This is a genomic window from Shinella sp. S4-D37 (genome assembly GCF_040812195.1).
Taxonomy (GTDB): Bacteria; Pseudomonadota; Alphaproteobacteria; order Rhizobiales; family Rhizobiaceae; genus Shinella.
In genome coordinates this window covers 297,869-319,149 of the sequence record NZ_JBFNXL010000005.1, presented here as the reverse complement: position 1 = coordinate 319,149, position 21,281 = coordinate 297,869, and the positions used below count along the sequence as shown (strand labels likewise).

19 protein-coding genes are annotated in these 21,281 nt (G+C 65.4%); 9 read left to right on the top strand and 10 right to left on the bottom strand.

Features of this window, described 5'->3' with window-relative positions; translation table 11 throughout:
* Positions 1-98: 98 nt before the first annotated feature.
* The 3 genes from AB3G45_RS09020 to AB3G45_RS09010 form a co-directional block, all read right to left on the bottom strand.
* Entirely contained in the window at positions 99-1,139 is a 1,041-nt protein-coding gene (locus tag AB3G45_RS09020) for an ABC transporter permease (protein ID WP_367830225.1), read from the bottom strand.
* A gap of 101 nt (positions 1,140-1,240) precedes the next feature.
* The gene (locus tag AB3G45_RS09015; RefSeq protein WP_367830224.1) at positions 1,241-2,782 is read right to left on the bottom strand and encodes a sugar ABC transporter ATP-binding protein; all 1,542 of its coding nucleotides are present in this window, start codon (positions 2,780-2,782) and stop codon (positions 1,241-1,243) included.
* On the bottom strand, positions 2,779-3,429 hold the full coding sequence (locus tag AB3G45_RS09010; RefSeq protein ID WP_367830223.1) for a DUF2291 family protein: 651 nt from the start codon (positions 3,427-3,429) through the stop codon (positions 2,779-2,781). The genes AB3G45_RS09015 and AB3G45_RS09010 overlap by 4 nt, the downstream gene beginning before the upstream one ends.
* Positions 3,430-4,199: 770 nt before the next feature.
* Between AB3G45_RS09010 and AB3G45_RS09005 the strand changes: the two genes are divergently transcribed.
* From AB3G45_RS09005 to AB3G45_RS08975, 7 genes are all read left to right on the top strand, one after another.
* The gene (locus AB3G45_RS09005; RefSeq protein WP_367830222.1) at positions 4,200-5,747 is read left to right on the top strand and encodes an FGGY-family carbohydrate kinase; all 1,548 of its coding nucleotides are present in this window, start codon (positions 4,200-4,202) and stop codon (positions 5,745-5,747) included.
* 15 nt (positions 5,748-5,762) lie between these two features.
* Positions 5,763-7,274: a glycerol-3-phosphate dehydrogenase gene (locus AB3G45_RS09000; protein ID WP_367830221.1), complete on the top strand. Its 1,512-nt coding sequence runs from the start codon at positions 5,763-5,765 to the stop codon at positions 7,272-7,274.
* Between the two features lie 8 nt (positions 7,275-7,282).
* A complete protein-coding gene (locus AB3G45_RS08995; protein ID WP_367830220.1) occupies positions 7,283-8,218 on the top strand; it encodes a sugar phosphate isomerase/epimerase family protein in 936 nt (311 codons plus the stop codon).
* A gap of 73 nt (positions 8,219-8,291) precedes the next feature.
* Positions 8,292-9,236 (top strand): sugar-binding transcriptional regulator, encoded by a 945-nt coding sequence (locus AB3G45_RS08990; protein WP_367830219.1) that lies wholly within the window; start codon positions 8,292-8,294, stop codon positions 9,234-9,236.
* An 82-nt stretch (positions 9,237-9,318) separates the two neighbouring features.
* Positions 9,319-10,089 carry a DeoR/GlpR family DNA-binding transcription regulator gene (locus AB3G45_RS08985; RefSeq protein WP_367830218.1) on the top strand — a complete coding sequence of 257 codons (771 nt, stop codon included), beginning with the start codon at positions 9,319-9,321 and terminating at the stop codon, positions 10,087-10,089.
* A complete protein-coding gene (locus tag AB3G45_RS08980; RefSeq protein ID WP_367830217.1) occupies positions 10,086-10,850 on the top strand; it encodes a triose-phosphate isomerase in 765 nt (254 codons plus the stop codon). The genes AB3G45_RS08985 and AB3G45_RS08980 overlap by 4 nt, the downstream gene beginning before the upstream one ends.
* 13 nt (positions 10,851-10,863) lie before the next feature.
* Positions 10,864-11,322: an RpiB/LacA/LacB family sugar-phosphate isomerase gene (locus tag AB3G45_RS08975; protein WP_367830216.1), complete on the top strand. Its 459-nt coding sequence runs from the start codon at positions 10,864-10,866 to the stop codon at positions 11,320-11,322.
* Between the two features lie 59 nt (positions 11,323-11,381).
* On the opposite strand, the gene AB3G45_RS08970 is transcribed toward AB3G45_RS08975, so the two are convergent.
* The 6 genes from AB3G45_RS08970 to AB3G45_RS08945 all read right to left on the bottom strand — a co-directional run bounded on the left by AB3G45_RS08970 (position 11,382) and on the right by AB3G45_RS08945 (position 16,732).
* Entirely contained in the window at positions 11,382-12,095 is a 714-nt protein-coding gene (locus AB3G45_RS08970; RefSeq protein WP_367830215.1) for an aspartate/glutamate racemase family protein, read from the bottom strand.
* Position 12,096: 1 nt separating this feature from the next.
* The gene (locus tag AB3G45_RS08965) at positions 12,097-12,819 is read right to left on the bottom strand and encodes an ABC transporter ATP-binding protein (protein WP_367830214.1); all 723 of its coding nucleotides are present in this window, start codon (positions 12,817-12,819) and stop codon (positions 12,097-12,099) included.
* 3 nt (positions 12,820-12,822) lie between these two features.
* Positions 12,823-13,605, bottom strand: a complete 783-nt coding sequence (locus tag AB3G45_RS08960) for an ABC transporter ATP-binding protein (protein WP_367830213.1) — start codon at positions 13,603-13,605, stop codon at positions 12,823-12,825.
* Positions 13,602-14,573: a branched-chain amino acid ABC transporter permease gene (locus AB3G45_RS08955; protein ID WP_367830212.1), complete on the bottom strand. Its 972-nt coding sequence runs from the start codon at positions 14,571-14,573 to the stop codon at positions 13,602-13,604. The genes AB3G45_RS08960 and AB3G45_RS08955 overlap by 4 nt, the downstream gene beginning before the upstream one ends.
* Before the next feature lie 4 nt (positions 14,574-14,577).
* Positions 14,578-15,447 carry a branched-chain amino acid ABC transporter permease gene (locus AB3G45_RS08950; protein WP_367830211.1) on the bottom strand — a complete coding sequence of 290 codons (870 nt, stop codon included), beginning with the start codon at positions 15,445-15,447 and terminating at the stop codon, positions 14,578-14,580.
* 97 nt (positions 15,448-15,544) lie between these two features.
* Entirely contained in the window at positions 15,545-16,732 is a 1,188-nt protein-coding gene (locus AB3G45_RS08945) for an ABC transporter substrate-binding protein (RefSeq protein WP_367830210.1), read from the bottom strand.
* Positions 16,733-16,951: 219 nt separating this feature from the next.
* Here AB3G45_RS08945 and AB3G45_RS08940 point away from each other — a divergent pair, with 219 nt between their 5' ends.
* Entirely contained in the window at positions 16,952-17,659 is a 708-nt protein-coding gene (locus AB3G45_RS08940) for a GntR family transcriptional regulator (protein ID WP_367830209.1), read from the top strand.
* Between the two features lie 10 nt (positions 17,660-17,669).
* Here AB3G45_RS08940 and AB3G45_RS08935 read toward each other — a convergent pair whose 3' ends face one another.
* Positions 17,670-18,104, bottom strand: a complete 435-nt coding sequence (locus AB3G45_RS08935) for an Lrp/AsnC family transcriptional regulator (protein WP_367830208.1) — start codon at positions 18,102-18,104, stop codon at positions 17,670-17,672.
* A 126-nt stretch (positions 18,105-18,230) separates the two neighbouring features.
* Here AB3G45_RS08935 and AB3G45_RS08930 point away from each other — a divergent pair, with 126 nt between their 5' ends.
* A complete protein-coding gene (locus AB3G45_RS08930) occupies positions 18,231-21,281 on the top strand; it encodes an aminotransferase class III-fold pyridoxal phosphate-dependent enzyme (protein ID WP_367833543.1) in 3,051 nt (1,016 codons plus the stop codon).

Sequence of the window (21,281 nt, the reverse complement as noted above, 5' to 3'; positions counted from 1 at the left end):
TCCGGTTGCGCCGATTTTTCGGCAATACTTTCCACCGCCGGGGCTTCGATGATCCGCCTCCCCCAGCCGCAGTCAGTTCCTGTCAGTCGCCGCTTGCCTCAGCGGCGACCGTATTTGATGCTGTTCAACAGAACGGCGGTGACGATCACGGCGCCGGTGAAAACCGTCTGCCAGTAGGCCGAGACGCCGATGATCACGAGCCCGTCCGACAGGAAGCCGATCACGAAGGCGCCGAGCATGGTGCCGATGACCGTGCCGCGCCCGCCCGTCAGCGCTGCCCCGCCGATGACGACGGCGGCGATCGCCGTCAGCTCGTAGGTCGTGCCGGCCGTGGGGCCTGCGGAGGTGAGCTGCGAGGAGAGCACGAGGCCGGCGACCGCCGCGCAGATGCCCGACAGCACGTAGACGGTGATCTTCACCCGCTTGACCGGCACGCCGGAGAGTTCCGCCGCGCGCTCGTTGCCGCCGGACGAATAGAGCCAGCGGCCGAAGGCCGTGCGGGCGAGCAGCACATGGCAGGCGATGGCGAAGGCGAAAAGGACGAGAACGCCGATCGGCACGCCGGCGAGTCGGTTGAAGCCGAGCCAGTCGAAGCCGGTATTGCCAAGTTCAGGACGACCGCCGAGATTGTTGTAGGTAAGGCCGTTGGTCATCAGAAGCGCGACGCCGCGGGCGACATAGAGCACACCGAGCGTCGCGACGAAGGCGGGAACGCGCAGGTAGGCGATCAGCACGCCGTTGACCGCGCCGACGACGGCGCCGAGCAGGCAGGTCAGCACCACCACGACCCAGACCGAGGGATAGAGGATGACGCCGAGCTGCGGCAACGTCACGCCCTGCATGAGGAAACCCGCGACGACGCCGGCAAGCCCGAGCGTCGAGCCGACCGACAGATCGATGCCGCCGTTGAGGATGACGAGCAGCATGCCGATGGCGAGCAGGCCGAAGATCGCGACATGCGAAGCCATGATCAGGAAGTTGTTGACCGTGAAATAGTTCGGCGACATCAGCGAGAAGACGACGATGATGGCGATCAGCGCGAAGAAGGCGCGGCCCTCGAACAGGAGCTCGACGAAGCTCTTCTTGCGCTTGCCGCCGCTCGCCGCCGCCTTCGTCTGGATTGCAGGTGTGACTGACATTGCTTCAGCGCTCCTAGAGCATTTCCAGCCAGAGCATCGCTTCGGCGTCGGATAATGCGGTAAAACAAGTATCTAGAACAGTTCCGGCACGCCGGACCGTTCTAGTGGGCATGCACGGCTTCGCCGGAGGCGGCCATGATCTGTTCCTTGGTCGCGTCGGGACCGAATTCCGCGGAAATGCGGCCGCGCCGCATGACGATGATGCGATGGGCGATGCTGAGGCATTCGCCGACTTCCGACGTGGTGTAGACGACGGCGAGGCCCTGCCTGGCGCGCTCGGCAAGCAGCTTGAACACCTCGGCCTTGGCGCCGATGTCGATGCCGCGGCTCGGTTCGTCGAGCAGGATCACCTCGGGGTTCGTCGCCAGCATCTTGCCGATGACGACCTTCTGCTGGTTGCCGCCGGACAGCGAACCGATCGCCGCGCCGCCCCCATCCGTCTTGATATGCACCTTGCGGATCGCCTCGCCGACAAGGCCCGTCTCGCGCGCGGTCGAGGTGAAGAGGCCGCGCGTGAAGGTGCCCAGGCTGGCGAGCGACAGGTTGCGGCCGACCGTCATGGTCTGCACCAGGCCGTCGCGCTGCCGGTCTTCCGGCACGAGCACGAGGCCGTCGCGAATGCAGGCCGCGATGGACTGGCCGGTGACGTCCCGGCCCTTCAGCACGACCCTGCCGGCCGAGGCCGTCAGACGCCCCGCGACGGTTTCGAGCAGTTCCGTCCGCCCCGCGCCCATCAGGCCGTAGATGCAGACGATCTCGCCCGCGTGCACCGAAAGCGACATGTCGTCGACGACGGAATAGCCCGCGCCGCCCGGATCGGGCACTGTCAGGCCCTCGATGGAGAGCGCGACGTCGCCCTTGTCGTAGCCGACCGGCGGTGAGCCGAGGTCGAAATTGTCGCCGACCATGTGGCGCACGATCCATTCGAGGTCGATGTCCTTGCGCTCGGCATAGGCCGTCATCGCCCCGTCGCGCAGGACCACCGCGTGATTGGTGATCTGCAGGGCCTCTTCGAGATGGTGCGAGATGTAGACGATCGAAACGCCGCGGTTCATCAGGTCGCGGATGACCTTGAACAGCACCTCGACTTCGGAGGCCGACAGCGCCGAGGTCGGCTCGTCCATGATCAGGATGCGCGAATTGACCGAGAGGGCGCGCGCGATCTCGACAATCTGCTGCTGGCCGAGGCGCAGGTCCTCGACCGGGGTGAGAGGATCGATGTCCTCCTCGAGTTCCTCCATCAGGAGCCGCGCCTGGCGCTCTTCTTCCGCGAAGTCCACGCCTGTCGCCGTCATGATTTCGCGCCCCATGAAGATGTTGTCGCGAACGTTCATGTTGGGCGCCAGGCTGAGCTCCTGATGGATGATGGAGATGCCGCGGTCACGGGCTTGGGAGGATGACGCGAAAACGACCGGCTCCCCATCTAGAATGATTTCACCGGACGTGGGCTGCACCACGCCGGACAGGATTTTCATCAGCGTCGACTTGCCGGCGCCGTTTTCGCCGAACAGCGTCGTCACCTGGCCGCGATGAATGTCGAAATTGACGCCCTTGAGGGCATGGACGCTACCGTAGGACTTCGCCACGTTGCGCGCGGCGAGCACGACTTCCCCCGTCCGGCCAGTTTCAGCGGATACGCTCATTGGACGTCGAGCCTCACCGGCGTGACGATCCAGCTCTTCGGGTTGACCAGCTTGACGACGCCGATCACCGAAACGGTCTTGCCGGAGAGCGCCGCCGGGTCGATGCCGGCGAGCACGACCTTCTTGACCTCGTTGTTGATGGCCGAGCCGGCATCCTGGTATTCGATCTGGTTCTTGAACTGGCCGAACTCGATCTGCCCGGTCGCATCGCGCAGGTCCGTGCCGTTGAGCGCCGGGCCGGTCTGCACGCGCACGGTCAGCTCGGCCGGCAGGCCCTCGACCGCGACGACATTGTAGTTCGCCTTGCGCTCGCCGACGACGCCGGTGAACTTGACGGGGATGACCGGGCCGACCGACGTGGCGACGCCGTATTTCTCGCCCGCGGCCTTCTTGTCGGCGGCAACCGCCTGCGACAGCTCGACCGCGTCGACGGCGCGCGTCTCGACATTCTGCTTGATGAGCGGGAACTGTTCCGCGCCATAGGCCTCCGGCGAGAATTTCTGGACCCGGACGTCGGCCTCCGAGCCGATGCGCACGATCGTCGTGTCGAGGGCCATGGCGCCGACGAGCACGACGGCGGCGGCAACGCCGATCCAGCGGTAATTCTTCGCGGGCGGGGGCGAGTTTACGAGCGTAGCGTCAGTCATGTGGGTTGGCCTTGCGGTTGAACGAGGAAAGCTGCGAGCGGAGGAGCCGGCCGGGTGCCGACGCAGGGTCCATGCCCGGAGCGACCTTGCGGCCGCGCGTCGATCTCTTTCGAACGGAACATGTCATGACATCCTCCCCATGAACGGCGCCGGCCCGGTCTCCTCACCTGCCTTGCGCTGCGCTGCACATATCTTCGCAACTGCGGTATATACGTGTTATATGTCCCAATATATATGTTAACTTAACACAGGCTGTCAATCAGCCATTTTTAACAAGATCGTGTACGGCTACCACCTCGACCTGCCGATCGGCAGCCGGGGACGAGAGATCTGCACGCCCCGCCCGGCCTCGACCATGTGGATCATCGGCATTGCAGAGATTGGTCGAACACTCGCGCAAACTAATGATATCTCATCATAAAACAACGAACCTCAAATCCGGTGGAAGGTCGGCGTACCGACATCTCCCCGTCAACCGTGCGGAAAAAGGCCCTGCCGTCGCGCAAAAGGCGCCCGCCACCCGCCATCTCCACTACCATCCATCATATCTGAAAAAAAATTCGTCAGGCGAAAAATTTTACGAGACACATGGTAACTTTGTGTTATGTTTCCATGTGAAGTTCGGGAGGGTCGTGCTAGGGTCCTGAGGCAGGTCGGCTTGATCGATCTGGAACCACGCACATTCCAAAGAGACCGTCGGGAGGATCGAATGCTCTGTATTACGTCGGGCAAGGCGATGCTGGCTGCCGCAGGCGCCGGGGGCGTCGACCATGGTTGAGGCGGATCTGATCATCGGCGTCGATGCCGGCACCTCCGTGATGAAGGCGGTCGCCTTCACGCTTTCCGGCCGCCAGATCGCCAGCGCCTCGGTGCGCAACACCTATACGACGGCCGAGAACGGCGCGGTCACCCAGTCGCTCGACCAGACCTGGCTCGATTGCACCCGCGCGCTGCGCGGTCTTGCCGAAAGGCTCGAAAACCTTGCGCATCGCACCGCCGCCATCGCCGTCACCGGCCAGGGCGACGGCACCTGGCTGGTCGGCGCGGGAAACCGCCCGGCCGGCGACGCCTGGCTCTGGCTCGACGCCCGCGCCGCGCCGACCGTCGAGCGCCTCGCCGCCTCGGATGCCGACCGCGCGCGGTTCGCGGCGACCGGCACCGGCCTCAACACCTGCCAGCAGGGCACGCAGCTCGCCCATATGGACCGGTATTTTCCGGAACTGCTCGCAGGCGCCGAAACGGCAATGCACTGCAAGGACTGGCTCTACCTGAACCTCACGGGCATTCGCGCCACCGACCCTTCGGAAGTGAGCTTCACCTTCGGCAACTTCCGCACCCGCGCCTATGACGGCGACGTGCTCGCCGCCCTCGGCCTCACCCATCGCCGCAGCCTGCTGCCCGAAGTGATCGAGGGCACCGAAACCGTCCACCCGCTGACGGCGGATGCGGCCGCCGCCGCGGGCCTCAAGCCCGGCACGCCGGTCTGCCTGGGCTATGTCGACATGTGCATGACGGCGCTTGGCGCGGGCGTGCGCAGCGAGGGCCGCAACGCGGCCTGCTCCGCCATCGGCTCCACCGGCGTGCACCTGCTCGCGAAATCCGTTTCCGAGGTCGTGTTGAACGCCGAGCGCACCGGCTATGTCATCGCCCTGCCGATCCCCGGCGTCGTCACGCAGGTGCAGACCAATATGGGCGCGACGATCAACCTCGACTGGCTGCTCCAGCTCGGCGCGGATCTTCTGGGCGAATTCGGCGTCACCGCCAGCCTCAACGACATGATCGGCCGCGTCGACCAGTGGTTCGCCACGAGCAAGCCCGGCAATATCCTCTACCACCCCTATATTTCCGAGGCCGGCGAACGCGGCCCCTTCGTCAATGCGCGCGCCCGCGCCAATTTCACCGGTCTTTCCAGCCGCCACCGCTATCCGGATCTCGTGCGCGCCGTCGTCGAAGGCCTCGGCATGGCGACGCGCGATTGCTATGCCGCCATGGGCGCGCTTCCCTCCGAGCTGCGCGTTTCCGGCGGCGCGGCCCGTTCCGCGTCGCTGCGCGGCACGCTCGGCGCGGCGCTCGGTGCGCCCGTGCGGGTCTCGACGCGCGAGGAGGCGGGCGCAGCGGGCGCCTCCATGATGGCGGCGGTCGCGATAAGCGCCTACCGCACGATGGACGACTGCATCGCCGACTGGGTGACGCCCGAGCTTGGCGACGCCGAGCCGCCGAAACCCGAGGAAATCGAACGCATGACACGCCTCTTCGCCGCCTATTCGGACGTGCGCCGAGGCATCGCGCCCGCCTGGGACATCCTGGCCGCGCGCTGAAGCAAGGAGATTGAGATGAACGAGCCCGAGCGTATTGACCTCTTCGTGATCGGCGGCGGCATCAACGGCGCGGGCATCGCGCGCGATGCGGCCGGCCGCGGCCTGAAGGTCGTGCTCTGCGAAAAGGACGACCTTGCCGAAGGCACCTCCTCGCGCTCCGGCAAACTGGTGCACGGGGGCCTGCGCTATCTCGAATATTACGAGTTCCGCCTGGTGCGCGAGGCGCTGATCGAGCGCGAGGTGCTGCTGGGCGCCGCCCCGCACATCATCTGGCCCATGCGCTTCGTGCTGCCGCACAGCCCCGAAGACCGCCCCGCCTGGCTCGTCCGCCTCGGCCTCTTCCTTTACGACCATCTCGGCGGGCGCAAGAAATTGCCCGGCACGCGCACGCTGGACCTTTCGCGTGACCCCGAGGGCACGCCGATCCTCGACCAGTATATCCGCGGCTTCGAATATTCCGACTGCTGGGTGGACGACGCCCGCCTCGTCACGCTCAACGCCATCGGCGCTGCGGAAAAGGGCGCGCTGGTGCTGACCCGCTCGCCGGCCGTTTCCGCACGTCGCGAGAACGGCGCCTGGATCGTCACCACGAAGAACAGCCTCACCGGCGAAAGCCGCAGCTTTAACGCCAGGTGCCTCGTCAACTGCGCCGGCCCCTGGGTCTCCGACGTCATCAACCGCGTCGCCGGCTCCAACTCGACGCGCAATGTCCGCCTCGTCAAGGGCAGCCACATCATCGTGCCGAAATTCTGGGCGGGCGCGAATGCCTATCTCGTGCAGAACCACGACAAGCGCGTCATCTTCATCAACCCCTATGAGGGCGACAAGGCGCTGATCGGCACCACCGACATCGCCTATGACGGCCGTGCCGAGGACGTCTCGGCCGACGAGAGCGAGATCGACTACCTGCTGAAGGCGGTGAACCGCTATTTCAAGGAAAAGCTGCGCCGGCAGGATGTGCTGCACTCCTTCTCCGGCGTGCGCCCGCTGTTCGACGACGGTAAGGGCAATCCCTCCGCCGTCACGCGCGATTATGTCTTCGACCTCGACGAGACCGGCGGCGCGCCGCTGCTCAACGTCTTCGGCGGCAAGATCACCACCTTCCGCGAGCTTGCCGAACGCGGCATGCAGCGCCTCCGCCACATCTTCCCGAACATGGGCGGCGACTGGACGGAAAAGGCCCCGCTGCCCGGCGGCGACATGCCGAACGCCGACTACGAGACCTTCGCCGACGCCTTGCGCGAGGCCTATCCCTGGATGCCGCGCAAGCTGGTGCACCATTATGGCCGCCTTTACGGCACCCGCACGAAGACTCTCGTCGCCGGCACGAGCGACCTGCAAGGCCTCGGCCGGCATTTCGGCGGGCAGTTCTACGAGGCGGAGGCGCGTTACCTCATCGCCCGCGAATGGGCGCAGACGCCGGAAGACATCCTATACCGCCGCACCAAACATTACCTGCACCTGACGGAGGCCGAGCGCGCGGCCTTCGCCGACTGGTTCAACGCGGCCCGCCTCGCCGCCGCCTGAGGATCGCCATGCCGCTGACGCTCTCGCTCAACACCAATCCGCTGGTCAACCGCTTCGCCAATCCCGACGACCTGATCGACACCGTCGCGCGTGACCTTCGCCTGCGCGACCTCCAGCTCACCCATGAATTCATCAATCCGAGCTGGAACGCCGCGACGATCCGCCGGCTGACGCGGCAGATGGACAAGGCGCTCCAGCGCACCGGCGTGCGCGTCACCTCGGGCATGACCGGGCCCTACGGCCGCCTCAACCATTTCGGCCATCCGGATGCCGATGTGCGGCGCTATTATGTCGACTGGTTCAAGACCTTCGCCGATATCATCGGCGATCTCGGCGGCACCGCCGTCGGCACCCAGTTCGCCATCTTCACCTACAGGGATTACGACGATCCCGCCCGCCGCGAGGAGCTGATCCGGATCGCCATCGACTGTTGGGCCGAGGTCGCCGAGCACGCAAAAGGCGCCGGCCTTTCCTATGTCTTCTGGGAGCCGATGAGCGTCGGCCGCGAATTCGGCGAGACGATCGAGGCGTGCCTGTCGCTGCAGGACCGGCTGACCGCCGCCGACATGGCGATCCCCATGTGGATGATGGCCGATATCGACCACGGCGACGTCACCTCCGACAATCCGGACGACTTCGACCCCTACGCCTGGGCGCGCGCGGTGCCGAAAGTGTCGCCGATCATCCACATCAAGCAGAGCCTGATGGACAAGGGCGGCCACCGGCCCTTCACCGCGGCATTCAACGCGAGGGGCCGCATCCAGCCGGAGCCGCTGCTGCAGGCCTTCGCACAGGGCGGCGCCGCCGACAACGAGATCTGCCTCGAACTCTCCTTCAAGGAGCGCGAGCCGAACGACCGCGAGGTCATTCCGCAGATCGCCGAAAGCATCGCCTTCTGGGCGCCCCATATCGATACCGGTGCGGCGGACCTGAAGCTGGGCTGACCATTCCGTGGGCGCTTGCTAAGACTGGCCCTGAAGACCGCTTCCGGTTGCAAAGCAGGACTGGACATCGCCGATGACCGACAATGAAGATTCCCTCGCCGTTCGCGCCGCCTGGCTGCACTATGTCGGCGGGTTCACCCAGGCCGCGGTCGCAAAGCGGCTCGGCGTGCCCTCGGGGAAGGCCCACCGGCTGATCGCGCGGGCGGTCGCCGAGGGCGTGGTGAAGGTCAGCATCGACGGTGAGATCGCCGAATGCGTCCAGCTCGAGGTCGATCTTTCCACCCGCTACGGGCTCGACTATTGCGAGGTCGCACCCGATGTGGACGACGACCCGCTGGCGCTGACGACGCTCGGCCATATCGGCGCGGATTTCCTCCGCCGTGAGATTGAGCGCGGCGAAGCCGCCGTCATCGGCTTCGGCCACGGCCGCACGCTGTCCGCAGCCGTCCATCACCTGCCGCGCATCGGCGCCGGCGGAACGCGCTTCGTTTCGCTGCTCGGCGGCCTCACCCGCAACTACGCCGCCAACCCCTATGACGTCATGCATCGCCTTGCGGCCAAGACCGGCACGCAGGCCTATGTGATGCCCGTACCCTTCTTCGCCAACACCGAGGAGGACCGCGAGGTGCTGCTCTCGCAGCGCGGCGTCAGCGAGGTGTTCAACCTCGCCCGCAGCGCCGACCTCAAGATCGTCGGCATCGGCACCGTCGACAACCAGGCCCATCTCGTCACATCGGGCATGCTGCAGCCGGACGAACTGGCGGAGATCGCGGCGCTCGGCGGCGTCGGCGAATTGCTGGGCCATTTCTTCGACGGCAAGGGCCGCATCCTGGAAACGTCGGTGACGGCGCGCACCCTCGCCGCCTCCTTCTCGGCGGACGGTGCGGACCGCATCGTCGCCATCGCCGGCGGGTCTTCCAAGACCGAGGCGATCCGCGCCGTGCTGCACAGCCACAGGCTCCACGGCCTCATCACCGACGAGCGGACCGCGCGGCGGCTCCTGCAAAGCTCGACATAAGAAAATCACAAAATCACATTTTATGTGTTATAATTTACCAATAATGATGTTATAACCGTTCGGCAACGCGGCGGAGGATGCGGTGAAACGGGAAGAGCGCAGGCAGGAGATCATCAATCTTCTGGTCGAAAGCCGGGCCGTCGAACTCGACGACATCGCAGCACGCTTCGGCGTCTCCAAGATGACCATCCACCGCGACCTCGACGACCTGGAACGGGCGGGTGTGCTGCGCAAGGTGCGCGGCGGCGCGACGATCGACGCCGGCACCCGGTTCGAAAGCGACTTCCGGTTCCGCGAATTGCAGGAGGCCGATGTCAAGCGGGCGCTCGCCGAAACGGCCGCCGAACTGGTCGAGCAGGGCATGACGGTGATGATCAACGACGGCTCGATGGCCGCCGTCCTCGGCGAGGTGCTCTGCGAGAAGAAGCCGATCACCATCATCACCAACAATGCCGCGATCATGGAGCGTGCGAAGGGCCTCTCCGGCGTGACGCTGATCGGCCTCGGCGGCGTCTTCTCCGCGAAGTTCAACGCCTATTTCGGCATCGTGACGGAAGAGGCTCTGTCGCGCCTTCGCGCCGACATCGCCTTCGTCTCGGCCCCCGCCGCCTCGGGCCGCCTTTCCTATCACATGGACGAGGCGGTGGTGCGAACCAAGCGGGCGATGATGGCGGCAAGCCGCCAGAAATGCCTGCTGATCAACAGCCGGCGCTTCGGCCATACGGCGCTGCATGTGCTCGCCGACCTCGCCGAATTCGACACCGTGATTTCAGACAAACCCCTGCCGCACGACACCGCCGCGGACCTCGGCGGACGGACGACGGTCAGGATCGCAAGGGAGACGCTTTCATGAGCCGCAATTTCTGGGTCGGAACCAGCTGGAAGATGAACAAAACGCTGGCCGAGGCGAAGGTCTTCGCCGAGGGCCTGAAGGCCGCGGACGGCGGCCGTAACGCCCGCATCCAGCGCTTCGTCATCCCGCCGTTTACGGCCGTGCGTGAGGTGAAGGCGCTGCTCGCCGACACCTCCGTCAAGGTCGGCGCGCAGAACATGCACTGGGCGAACGAAGGCGCCTGGACAGGCGAGGTCTCGCCGGTCATGCTGAAGGACTGCAACCTCGACCTCGTCGAGCTCGGCCATTCCGAACGCCGCGCGCATTTCGGCGAGACGGACGAGACGGTCGGCCTCAAGACGGAGGCCGCTGTGCGCCACGGCCTCGTGCCGCTGATCTGCATCGGCGAAACGCTCGCCGACCGCGAAGGCGGCCGCGCCGCCGAAGTGCTGGCGCAGCAGGTGCGCGGCGCGCTGTCGCGGCTCGACGCCACGCAGAAGCACGCGGAGATTCTGCTCGCCTACGAGCCCGTCTGGGCGATCGGCGAGAAGGGCATTCCGGCGACCGCCGACTACGCCAATGCGCGCCATGCGGAAATCGCCGAGGTGGCGGAAAAAGTCCTCGGCCGCCGCATTCCCTGTCTCTACGGCGGTTCGGTCAATCCGCAGAACTGCGAGGAACTGATCGCCTGCCCGGACATCGACGGGCTCTTCATCGGCCGCTCAGCCTGGAAGGTTGAAGGCTATCTCGACATCCTGGCGCGATGCGCCGCCACCATCTGAAAGGAGATTTCCCATGAAACTCGCTATTGCCGGTGACAGCGCGGGCGAAGGCCTCGCAAAGGTTCTCGCCGATCACCTGAAGGACCGCCACGAGGTGCACGAAGTCTCGCGCACCGACGCCGGCCCGGACGCCTTCTATGCCAACCTCTCCGACCGCGTCGCCTCCGCCGTCGCCGCCGGGCAATACGACCGCGCCATCCTCGTCTGCGGCACGGGCATCGGCGTCTGCATCTCGGCCAACAAGGTGCCGGGCATCCGCGCCGCGCTGACGCACGACACCTATTCGGCCGAGCGCGCCGTGCTTTCCAACAACGCCCAGATCATCACCATGGGCGCGCGTGTCATCGGCTCGGAACTGGCGAAAGCCATCGCCGACGCCTTCCTCGCCCAGACGTTCGACGAGAACGGCCGCTCGGCCGGCAACGTCCAGGCGATCAACGAGGTCGACGCAAAGTACAACGCGGGCAAGTAAGCTGGTTCAGGAAAGCGGAATGCGGCTCGGCCGCGTTCCGCTCTTTTTGTAAGCGAATACTAACCGAGAGCCGCTGCAAGCTTGCCGGGCGGCGGCGGCGCGTAGCCGCCGAGACGGGACGTGCGCATGTTGAGGCCGCCCATCGCCTCGGCCAGCTTGACGGCACAGGTCACGCCGTCGAGCACGGGCAGGCCGTGCTCATCGGCAAGGTCGTTCGCGAGGCTCGCCATGCCGGCGCAGCCGAGCACGATCGCCTCCGCCCGGTCCTCGCTGACGGCAAGGCCGATCTCGGCACTGATCTTCTGGCGTGCGTTGGAGCCCGGCTGCTCCAGTTCCAGCACCGCCACTTCCGAGGAACGCACCCGGGCGCAGCGTACCGACAGGCCGTAGCGCGAGAGATTGTGCTCCAGCGCCGGCACCGAGCGGGCGAGCGTCGTGACCACGGAGAACTTGTTCGAGATCATCGAGGCGAAGTGATAGGCCGCCTCGCCGATGCCGATGACGGGCTTGTCGGTAAGGCAGCGCGCCGCGTCGAGCCCGGTATCGTCGAAACAGGCGATGACGACGGCATCGCAATCCGGGTTGTTCCTGATGACGCCGAGCAGGCCGGCAAGGCTCATCGCCTCGTCGAAATAGCCTTCGATGGAGATTGGCCCGTCGACGGGATTGAGGGCGACGATCTCGGTTCCGGCAGAGGCGGCGCTGCGCGCCGCCTTGCCGATATGGTCCGTCATCGATGCTGTGGTGTTGGGGTTGATGACGAGGATTTTCATGTCAGAGTTCGCCTCCGAGGTAGGCAGCTTTGATGCGGTCGTCGTTCATCAGGTCCTTGGAATTGCCCGATAGCGCGATCGACCCGGTGGAAAGCGCATAAGCGCGGTTGGAGATGGAGAGCGCCATGCGGCTGTTCTGCTCGACGAGGAGGATGGAGACCTTCTCGTCGCGGCTGATGGCGACGATGGCGCGGGCGATGTCCTGCACCAGCTTCGGCGCGATGCCGAGCGAGGGCTCGTCCAGAAGCAGGAGTTTCGGGCGGGCCATGAGGGCGCGGCCGATCACCATCATCTGCTGCTCGCCGCCCGACATGGTGCTCGCCTGCTGGTGATAGCGTTCGCGCAGGCGCGGGAAACGCGTCAGCACGTTCTCCAGCGTCTGCTCGACCTCCGCCTTGTCCGTGCGGGTGAACGCGCCCATCAGGAGGTTGTCCTTCACCGACATCAGCGGAAAGGCGCGCCGCCCCTCGGGCACCATGGAGATGCCCTTGCGCACCACGTCCGACGCCGACGTGCCGTCGAGGCGCTGGCCCTGATAGAAGATCTGGCCGGATTTCACCGGCCGAAGGCCGGTGATCGCCCGGAGGATCGAGGACTTGCCCGCCCCGTTCGCGCCGATCAGCGCGACGGTCTCGCCCTCGTCCACGTCGATCGAGACGCCCTTCAGCGCATAGATGTGGTCGTAGTAGAGTTCGATATTCTCAACGCTCAATATCTTCGTCATGGCTTACATCCCGATCGCCGCATCTTCGGAGCCGAGATAGGCTTCGATCACCTTCTCGTTCTCGCGGATTTCCTGGGGGGTGCCCTCGGCCAGCTTCTGGCCGAAGTTGATGCACACGATGCGGTCGCTGATCTTCATGACGGCGGGCATGTCGTGCTCGACGAGGAGCACGGTGACGCCGCGCTCGTCGCGCAGGCGCCGCACGAGGCCCACCATCTTCATCGTCTCGTCATGGTTCATGCCGGCGAAGGGCTCGTCGAGCAGGATGACCTTCGGATCGGTGGCAAGGCCGATCGCCATACCGAGCGCACGCAGATGCCCCTGCGGCAGGTTCGAGGCGAGTTCGTTGCGGATGGCCTGGAGGCCGAGGAAGTCGACGATGTCGTCCGCCGAGGCCGCAAACGCCGCCTCGTCCTCCTTCGCCTGCTTCGTGCCGAGGAAAAAGCCGAAGAGGCTGGCCTTCGAGCGCAGGTGATGGGAGACGATGACGTTCTCGCGCACCGTCATGGAGCGGAAGATCGTCGTTTCCTGGAAGGTGCGCACGACACCCATGCGGGCGACCTTGTGCGGCGCGAGGCTGGAGATGCGCTCCCCGTTGAACAGCACCTCGCCGCTGGTCGCCGGCACGAAGGAGGAGATCAGCTTGAACAGCGTCGATTTTCCCGCACCGTTCGGGCCGATCACCGAGAGGATCTCGCCCTTGTTGACGTCGAAGGAGACGTCGTTGACCGCCGTCAGGCCGCCGTAGCGCTTGGTGATGTTCTTGATTTGCAGGATGGTGCTCATGCGCGTCCCTCCTTCTTGTCGAGAAGGCTCAAGACCCCGTTCGGCAGGACCAGCATGAGCAGGATCATGACGCCGGAATAGATGAGAAGCTGGTATTCCCTGGCAATCGACAGCAAGTCCCAGCCGAAATAGAGCAGCAGGGTGCCGAGCATCGGGCCGAAGACGTATCCAAGCCCGCCGAGGAAGCAGTAGAGCATGAAGTTCACGCTGTCGGCGACGACGAAGGACGACGGATAGATCGACTGCGCGATGGAGGCGAACATGGCCCCCGCAATGCCGCCGAAGAACGAGGAGATCGCATAGGCGAGCAGCCGGAGATAGGCGGTGTTGACGCCGATCGAGGCCGAAAGCTCCTCGTTCTGCTGGAGGCTGCGGCACAGGTGCCCGAGCCGCGAGTTCACGATGCGCCACAGCACCAGATAGGTGACGACCATCAGGGCGGCGGCCATCATGTAGAAGCCGATGCGCGGATTGGCGAGCGAGCCGAAGGCCGGGATGATGGTCAGGCCGAAAAGCGAGAGTTCGCCGGGCAGCGGGATCGAGGTGATGCCTTTCGCCCCGTTCGTGATCGGCAAGGCGAGGGCGGAGAGGCGCGCGACTTCCGTCAGCACCAGCGTCACCATGGCGAAGTAGACACCCCGCAGCCTGAGGATCGGAAAGCCGATCAGCACGGAGATGAAGGCGCAGAACAGGCCCGCCAGCGGCAGCGTCAGCCAGAAGGGGACGCCGGCCTGGGTGACCAGGATGGCCGAGACATAGCCGCCGACCAGCGCATAGGCGCCCTGGCCGATATTGATGCGGCCGATATAGAAGGTGAGCCAGACGCCGGCCGCACCGACGGAGAGCAATGCGACCGAGGTCAGCGTGTAGAAGAAGTCCACGCGTCCGGTGGCGCCGATGAACAGCGGCACGAGCACGAAGACGGCGAGAAGGAAGACGGCGAAGCCGAGCAGTTTCTTCGTGTTCATGGTCTCAACCCCACGGCTTGCCCATCAGCCCCTGCGGGCGGACGGCCAGGAACACCATCAGCGAGGCGAAGATGACGAGATAAGTGATGTCGCCATAAGCCGACAGCACGGTGAGACCCACGCTCTCCATCATGCCGAGGATGAAGCCGCCGGCGATCGCCCCGGAGATCACGCCCGCACCGCCGATCATGATCATCAGGAAGGCCTTGATCGAGGTCGGGCCGCCCATGCCGAGATTGACGCCGGTGATGGTTACGAGAAGGCCCCCGACGAGACCGGCCAGCATCGCGCCGAGCGCAAAGCCGATCATCGAATAGCGCGCAACGTTCACGCCCATCAGCTGGGCAGCCATCTTGTCCTGCGCGAGCGCCCGCATGGCACGTCCGGTCCTTGAATAGTTCATGAAGGCGATGAAGGCGACGATGAGCAGGATGGCGAGCACGCCGATCAGGATGCGATCATAGGGCATGATGATGCGCATGTCCCAGTTGAAGACGCCGCTGACGATCTTCGGCACGCCGCGCTGCTTCTCCCCGAAGAGCAGGAGAATGACGGCATCGAGGAAGAAGGCGACGCCCGCCGCGAGCAGCATGGTCGATTCATCGCGCTTCGAGCGGCGCACGACCGGCGCGAACAGGAATTTCTCGATGGCCGCGCCCATGATCGCCAGGATCACGGCGGAGGCCAGGAGGCCGACGATGAAGGGCAGGCCGAGCTGGACGACGACGGTGTAGGTGACGAAGCCGCCGAAGACGTACATCTGCCCGTGGGCGAAGTTCAAGACGTTCATCAGCGAGAAAATCAGCGTCAGCCCGAGGGCGATCAACGCATATTGCGCACCAAGGTAGAGACCGTTGGCGATTATCTGTTCCATCGTGAGCCTCCAATGGAAAGAAGGTTCAGGCAAGGAGGAATCCGGCCGGACGACAGGCGCCGCCCGGATCCCCCATGGGTAGATGCCCGGGCTCGGATCAGTCGACCTGGCCGACGAACAGCGTCTCGAACTTGCCGTCCTTGTATTCGTTGACGACGAGCGGGACGGAAACCTGGCGCTTCTGGCCGAAGGAGGTCATGCCGACATATTTCAGCTTGGCGTCGCCCTTCATGAAGGGGTTGGCGGCTTCGAACGTGTCCATGGTCTTCTTGTATTCATCGACATTGTCGATCGCAGCGGGGTTCGCCTTGATGGTCTCGATGATGTATTCGAGCGCATAGACCTTGGTGTTGGACTCGTCATTGTATTCGCCGAACATCTTCGTGTAGCGCTCGACGAATTCGTTCATCGCGTCGCTGGCCAGTTCCGGCGTGGATGCGCCACCGACCGAGATGAAGCCTTCGGCAAGTTCCCCGGCGCCTTCCTGGAGCACGGTCGCATCCTGCGCCGTTTCCGTCGAGATGAGGCCGGTGAAGCCGAGTTCGCGGGCCGAACGGATGAGCTGCGGCGCGTTCGCCGGCGAAACGCCCGAGAGAACGAGCAGGTCCGGCTCGGCCTGGATGACCGGCAGCAGGACCGGCGTGAAGTCCGTCGTGTCCACCTGGTAGGTCACGTTGCCGGAGACAACTTCAAGGCCGAGCGCCTGGGCGGCGGCAATGCCCGATTCGCGCTGGCTCAGCGGGTCGGATTCGTTGGCGGCGACGAAGGCCACCTTCTTCACGCCCTTGTTCTCCATCAGGTACTTATAGATGGCTGGGCCCGACTGGTAGTTCGCCACCATGCCGAGGATCGCGTTGGACGCCGGCTTGGTATAGAGCTCCTTCGGGAAGGCGTAGGGGAAATACATGATGCCGTTCTGCTCGGCGACCGGGCGGACCGCGGCCGCGCCGTCATCGACGTTCGGGCCGACGACATAATGCACGCCGTCCTGCGCCATCTTCTCCATGCCGGCAATGGCGCGCTTGGGGTCCTTCTGGTCGTCGAAGGGCACGATCTCGATATTGTAGGTCTTGTCGCCGATCTTCACGCCGCCGAGCTCGTTCAGCCAGGCCGCGCGCGCCTCCATCGAGCGCTGGTTGGAAATGCCCCAGGCCGCCGCCGGGCCGGAGGTGACGCCGACGAAACCGATCTTCAGCGTGGCGTTCTGCGCATGCGCCATCAGCGGCAGGGACAGCATGGTCGCTGCGGCGAGGGCGGAAACTTTCAGGAATGTGCGCTTGTGCATGGTGTTCTTCCTCTGGGCCATTGATCTGTTTTTGATGGGCAAGCGGGCCGCAAGATGCGGTCACGACAGCCTGGCCAGGGCATTGAGCGTATTGTTAACGATCTTGTCAAGTACTTGTGAACAAGGTGCGCTACGCCATGTCGACGAAATAGACGCTTGTTGGTCAACCAAATCGGCCCTATTTAGGGCTTCAGCAGACTGCGTGTCAGGGTGAGTTCGGTGGTTGATGTAGGCAGGGAAAATCTGGTTGAGGCGGAAGAGATCGACGAGAGCGATATCGTCGATCGGATATTCGAAGCGGTCATCGAACAGAGATTGCCGCCGGGCACGAAGCTTTCCGAATCCGCCCTGTGCGATGCCTTCGGCGTCGGGCGCATGCGCATTCGCCGCAGCCTCCTGCTGCTGGCCAGCCGCGACGTCGTGGAACTGCATGCCAATCGCGGCGCCTTCGTCGCCTCGCCGACGCCCGAGCAGGCCCGCGAGGTCTTCGAAGCCCGCCTCGCGCTGGAGCCCAACATCGCCCGCCTCGCCGTCCAGCGCGCGAACGAGGAGGATATCGCCGCGCTGACCCGCCATCTGGAGATGGAATACGTGGCGCACAAGGAGCGCCACCGCCACGACGCCATCCGCCTGTCCGGCCAGTTCCACACACTGCTGGCGCAGGTCGCCGGCAATGCCATCCTCATCCGCACCATGAAGGAACTGGTGACCCGCACCTCGCTGATCATCGGCCTCTTCGGTGCGCCCGGCGTCAGCAATTGTCGCGACGACGACCACGCCGCCATCGTCGGCGCCTTCCACACGCGCGATGCGGAAAAGGCGGCCTGGATGATGACGCTGCACCTCCGCCACATCCAGGAGCACCTGGAAGCCGGCGCGAAGACCTCCGACAGTGTCGATCTCATGGCCCTGTTCGGCAAGGCCTGATCCGGCGCGATCAGCTTCGCTCGATATCCCGCCGCAGCACGATGGAGGTCGTCAGGTCCTCCACATTGTCCATGGTCGAGACCTCGTTGCGCAATTCGTTGAGCGCATTGATCGAGCCGACCTCCACCTCCACCACCAGATCCAGCTGGCCGCTGACCGAGGAGACCTTGCGCACGGCGGAAAAGCCGGCGAGGCGATCCAGCACGCCGATCGAGGGCGTGCGCTTGAGGGTGACGAGCAGGAAGGCCTGGATCTGTCCATCGTCGAGCTGGCCGATATCCGCCCTATAGCCACGGATTATGCCGGCCTTCTCCAGCCGGCCGACGCGTTCGGTGGTGGCGCTGCGCGAAAGGCCGATCCGTCCTGCCAGCGACTTCATCGGAATGCGCGCCTCGCGGGAGAGGATGGCGAGGATCGTGCGGTCGATGGCGTCCGTATCCTGCATGACCCCTCCTCAAATCGCGCCGACAAGATGACGGTTATTACAAACAGAGTGCCGGCACAACCGGCATAATGCCGGGTGCGTCGCCCCGCCGCCCATGCAACTCTTCCGGCAGGAACGAGGATGACCATGAACGACACGCTGAAGACGACCCCGGATTTCTCCACCAGCGCCGCCGCCGCATTGCTTGCCGAGCACTACGGCCTTTCCGGAACGCTTTCGCCGCTTGCCAGCGAGCGCGACCAGAATTTCAAGGTGGAGGCGGCGGAAGAAACCTTCATCCTGAAGATCGTCAACGCCGCCGAGCCGGAGGTCGAGAGCGACTTCCAGACGGCGCTGCTCGCCCATCTCGACACCCATGCGGGCGACCTGCCGGTGCCGCATATCCGCCCGACACTGTCCGGCGCGAGCCTCGCCTCCGCCACCAGCCGACGCGGCATGCGCCATCGCATCCGTCTGGTGAGCTGGGTCGAGGGAAGGCCGCTCGCCGAGACGGACCGCAGCGATGCCGCGCTCCGCTCCCTCGGCCGCATGCTTGGCCGCTTCGATGCGGCGCTGAAGGGCTTCCTGCATCCGGGCGCCCTGCGCGATCTCGACTGGGACATCCGCCATGCCGGCCGCTCCGCCGGGCGCCTGTTACACGTTGCCGATGCCGAGGACCAAGCGCTGCTCGAACGCTTTCTCGCGCGTTTCGCCGCCATTGCCCCGCGCCTTGCAACATTGCGCGCCGCCGTCATCCACAATGACGCCAACGATTGGAACGTGCTCGTCGACACCGGCAATGCCGACCGGATCTCCGGCCTCATCGATTTCGGCGATGCGCTGCATGCACCCGTCATCGCCGAGGTCGCCATCGCCGCCGCCTATGCCGGTCTCGACCATGCCGATCCGATCGGCGCGGCCGCCGCCATCGCCGGCGGTTTCCATTCCGAATATCCGCTGCTGGAGGAAGAGGTCGACCTCCTCTACGATCTCATCGCCATCCGTCTCGTCACCTCCGTGACGATCTCCGCCTCCCGCCGCAGCCATGCCGAGGACAATCCCTATCTCGCCATCAGCGAGCGCCCGGCCTGGACGCTGCTGCGCAAGCTCGACCGGATGAATCCGCGTTTCGCCACCGCCATCCTGCGCAAGGCCTGCGGCTTCGAGGCCGCGCGGGGCGCCCGCGCCGTCGCCGGCTGGATCACGGCGAACCGCAAGACGCTCGCCCCCCTGCTGGAGCGCCCGGCGGCGACCTATCCGGCGGCCCTTGTCCCCTATGGCAACCCGGCCCATCCGATGACCGTCAAGTCCGCAGCGGAACAGCCGGACGCGGCGCAGGCGATCTGGGAGGCTCATTGCCGCGAGAACGGCATCGAACTCGGCATCGGCCCCTTCGGCGAGGAGCGCAGCGTCTATGCAGGCGAGATGTTCGTCTCGCGCTTCATCGAGAAGACGCGCCGCACCCGCCATCTCGGCCTCGACCTCTTCATGGCCGCCGGCACGAAGCTCTTCACGCCGCTGCCGGCGACCGTCGTCAGCGTCGAGATCGAGACGGATCCGCTCGGCTACGGCTGCCTGATCGCGCTCAGCCACGAGCCGGAAGGCTGCCCGCCCTTCGTCAGCCTCTGGGGCCATCTCGCCCACGAGGCAACGGGGCGCCTCACGCCCGGCGAACGGCTGGAGGCCGGCGCCCTCGTCGGCGAGATGGGCCTACCTACGGAAAACGGCGGCTGGGCGCCGCATCTCCATCTCCAGCTCTCCACCGACACCACCCTCTCCGCCACCGAGATCCTCGGTGTCGGCGAGCCGCGCTATCTCGACGTATGGGCGGAGCTTTTCCCCGATGCCAGCGCCTTTGCCGGCATCGCGGGGGAATTCTACGAACGCCACGGCCGCTCGCACGAGGAGATCGTCAGGCTCAGGCGCGACCTGCTACTGCCGAACCTTTCCATCTCCTACGACAAGCCGATCAAGTTCGTGCGCGGCGACGGCGCCTTCCTGATCGACGACGGCGGCCAGGCCTATCTCGACTGCTTCAACAATGTCTGCCACATCGGCCATGCCCATCCGGCCGTGGTGGAGGCGATGGCGAGGCAGGCGGGAACGCTCAACACCAACACCCGCTATCTGCACGACAACATCGTCGCCTATGCCGAACGCCTGACCGCGACGCTGCCGAAGGAGCTGACGGTCGCCGGCTTCGTCAACAGCGGGTCTGAGGCCAACAGCCTGGCGCTCCGGCTGATGCGGGCGCATACCAGGCGCGAGAACGTCATCACACTCGACTGGTCCTATCACGGCACGACGCAGGAATTGATCGACATCAGCCCCTACAAGTTCCGCCGCAAGGGCGGCAAGGGGCAGAAGCCCCATGTCCATGTCGCAACCGTCCCGGACGGCTATCGCGCGCCCGGCGACTGGCCGGTCGAGGAGCACGGCAGGCGCTTTGCCGAGAGCGTGGCGGAACGGATCGCCGACATGCAGGCGAGAGGCGAAGGCCCCGGCGCCTTCATCGCCGAATCCATTCCGAGCGTCGCCGGCCAGGTCCTCCTGCCGGAAGGCTACCTCAAGGAGGTCTATCGGCTGGTGCGCGAGGCGGGCGGCGTGTGCATCGCCGACGAGGTGCAGGTCGGCTTCGGCCGCGTCGGCAGCCACTGGTGGGCCTTCGAGACGCAGGGCGTCGTGCCCGACATCGTCACCATGGGCAAGCCGATCGGCGACGGCCACCCCATGGCCGCCGTGGTGACGACCCGCGCGGTGACCGACAGCTTCGACAACGGCATGGAATATTTCAACACCTTCGGCGGAAACCCGGTCTCCTGCGCCGTCGGCCTCGCCGTGCTCGACGTCATCGAAGGCCAGGACCTGCGCGGCAACGCACTGGCGATCGGCACTTATCTCATGGACGCCTTCTGCGCGATGCAGACGCGCCACGAGGTGATCGGCGACGTGCGCGGCCTCGGCCTCTTCCTCGGCATCGAGCTCGTCGCCGACCGCAGGACGAAGGCGCCCGCCACGGATTTCGCCCGCGCCGTCTGCAACGGCGTCCGCCGCCGCGGCGTGCTGATGGGGACGGAAGGGCCGCATGACAACGTGCTGAAGATGCGCCCTCCGATGATCTTCTCGAAGCGGGACGCCGACCATCTGATCGCCGTGCTCGAAGAAACCTTCGCCGACGTCACGCGGACCTTGGGCTAG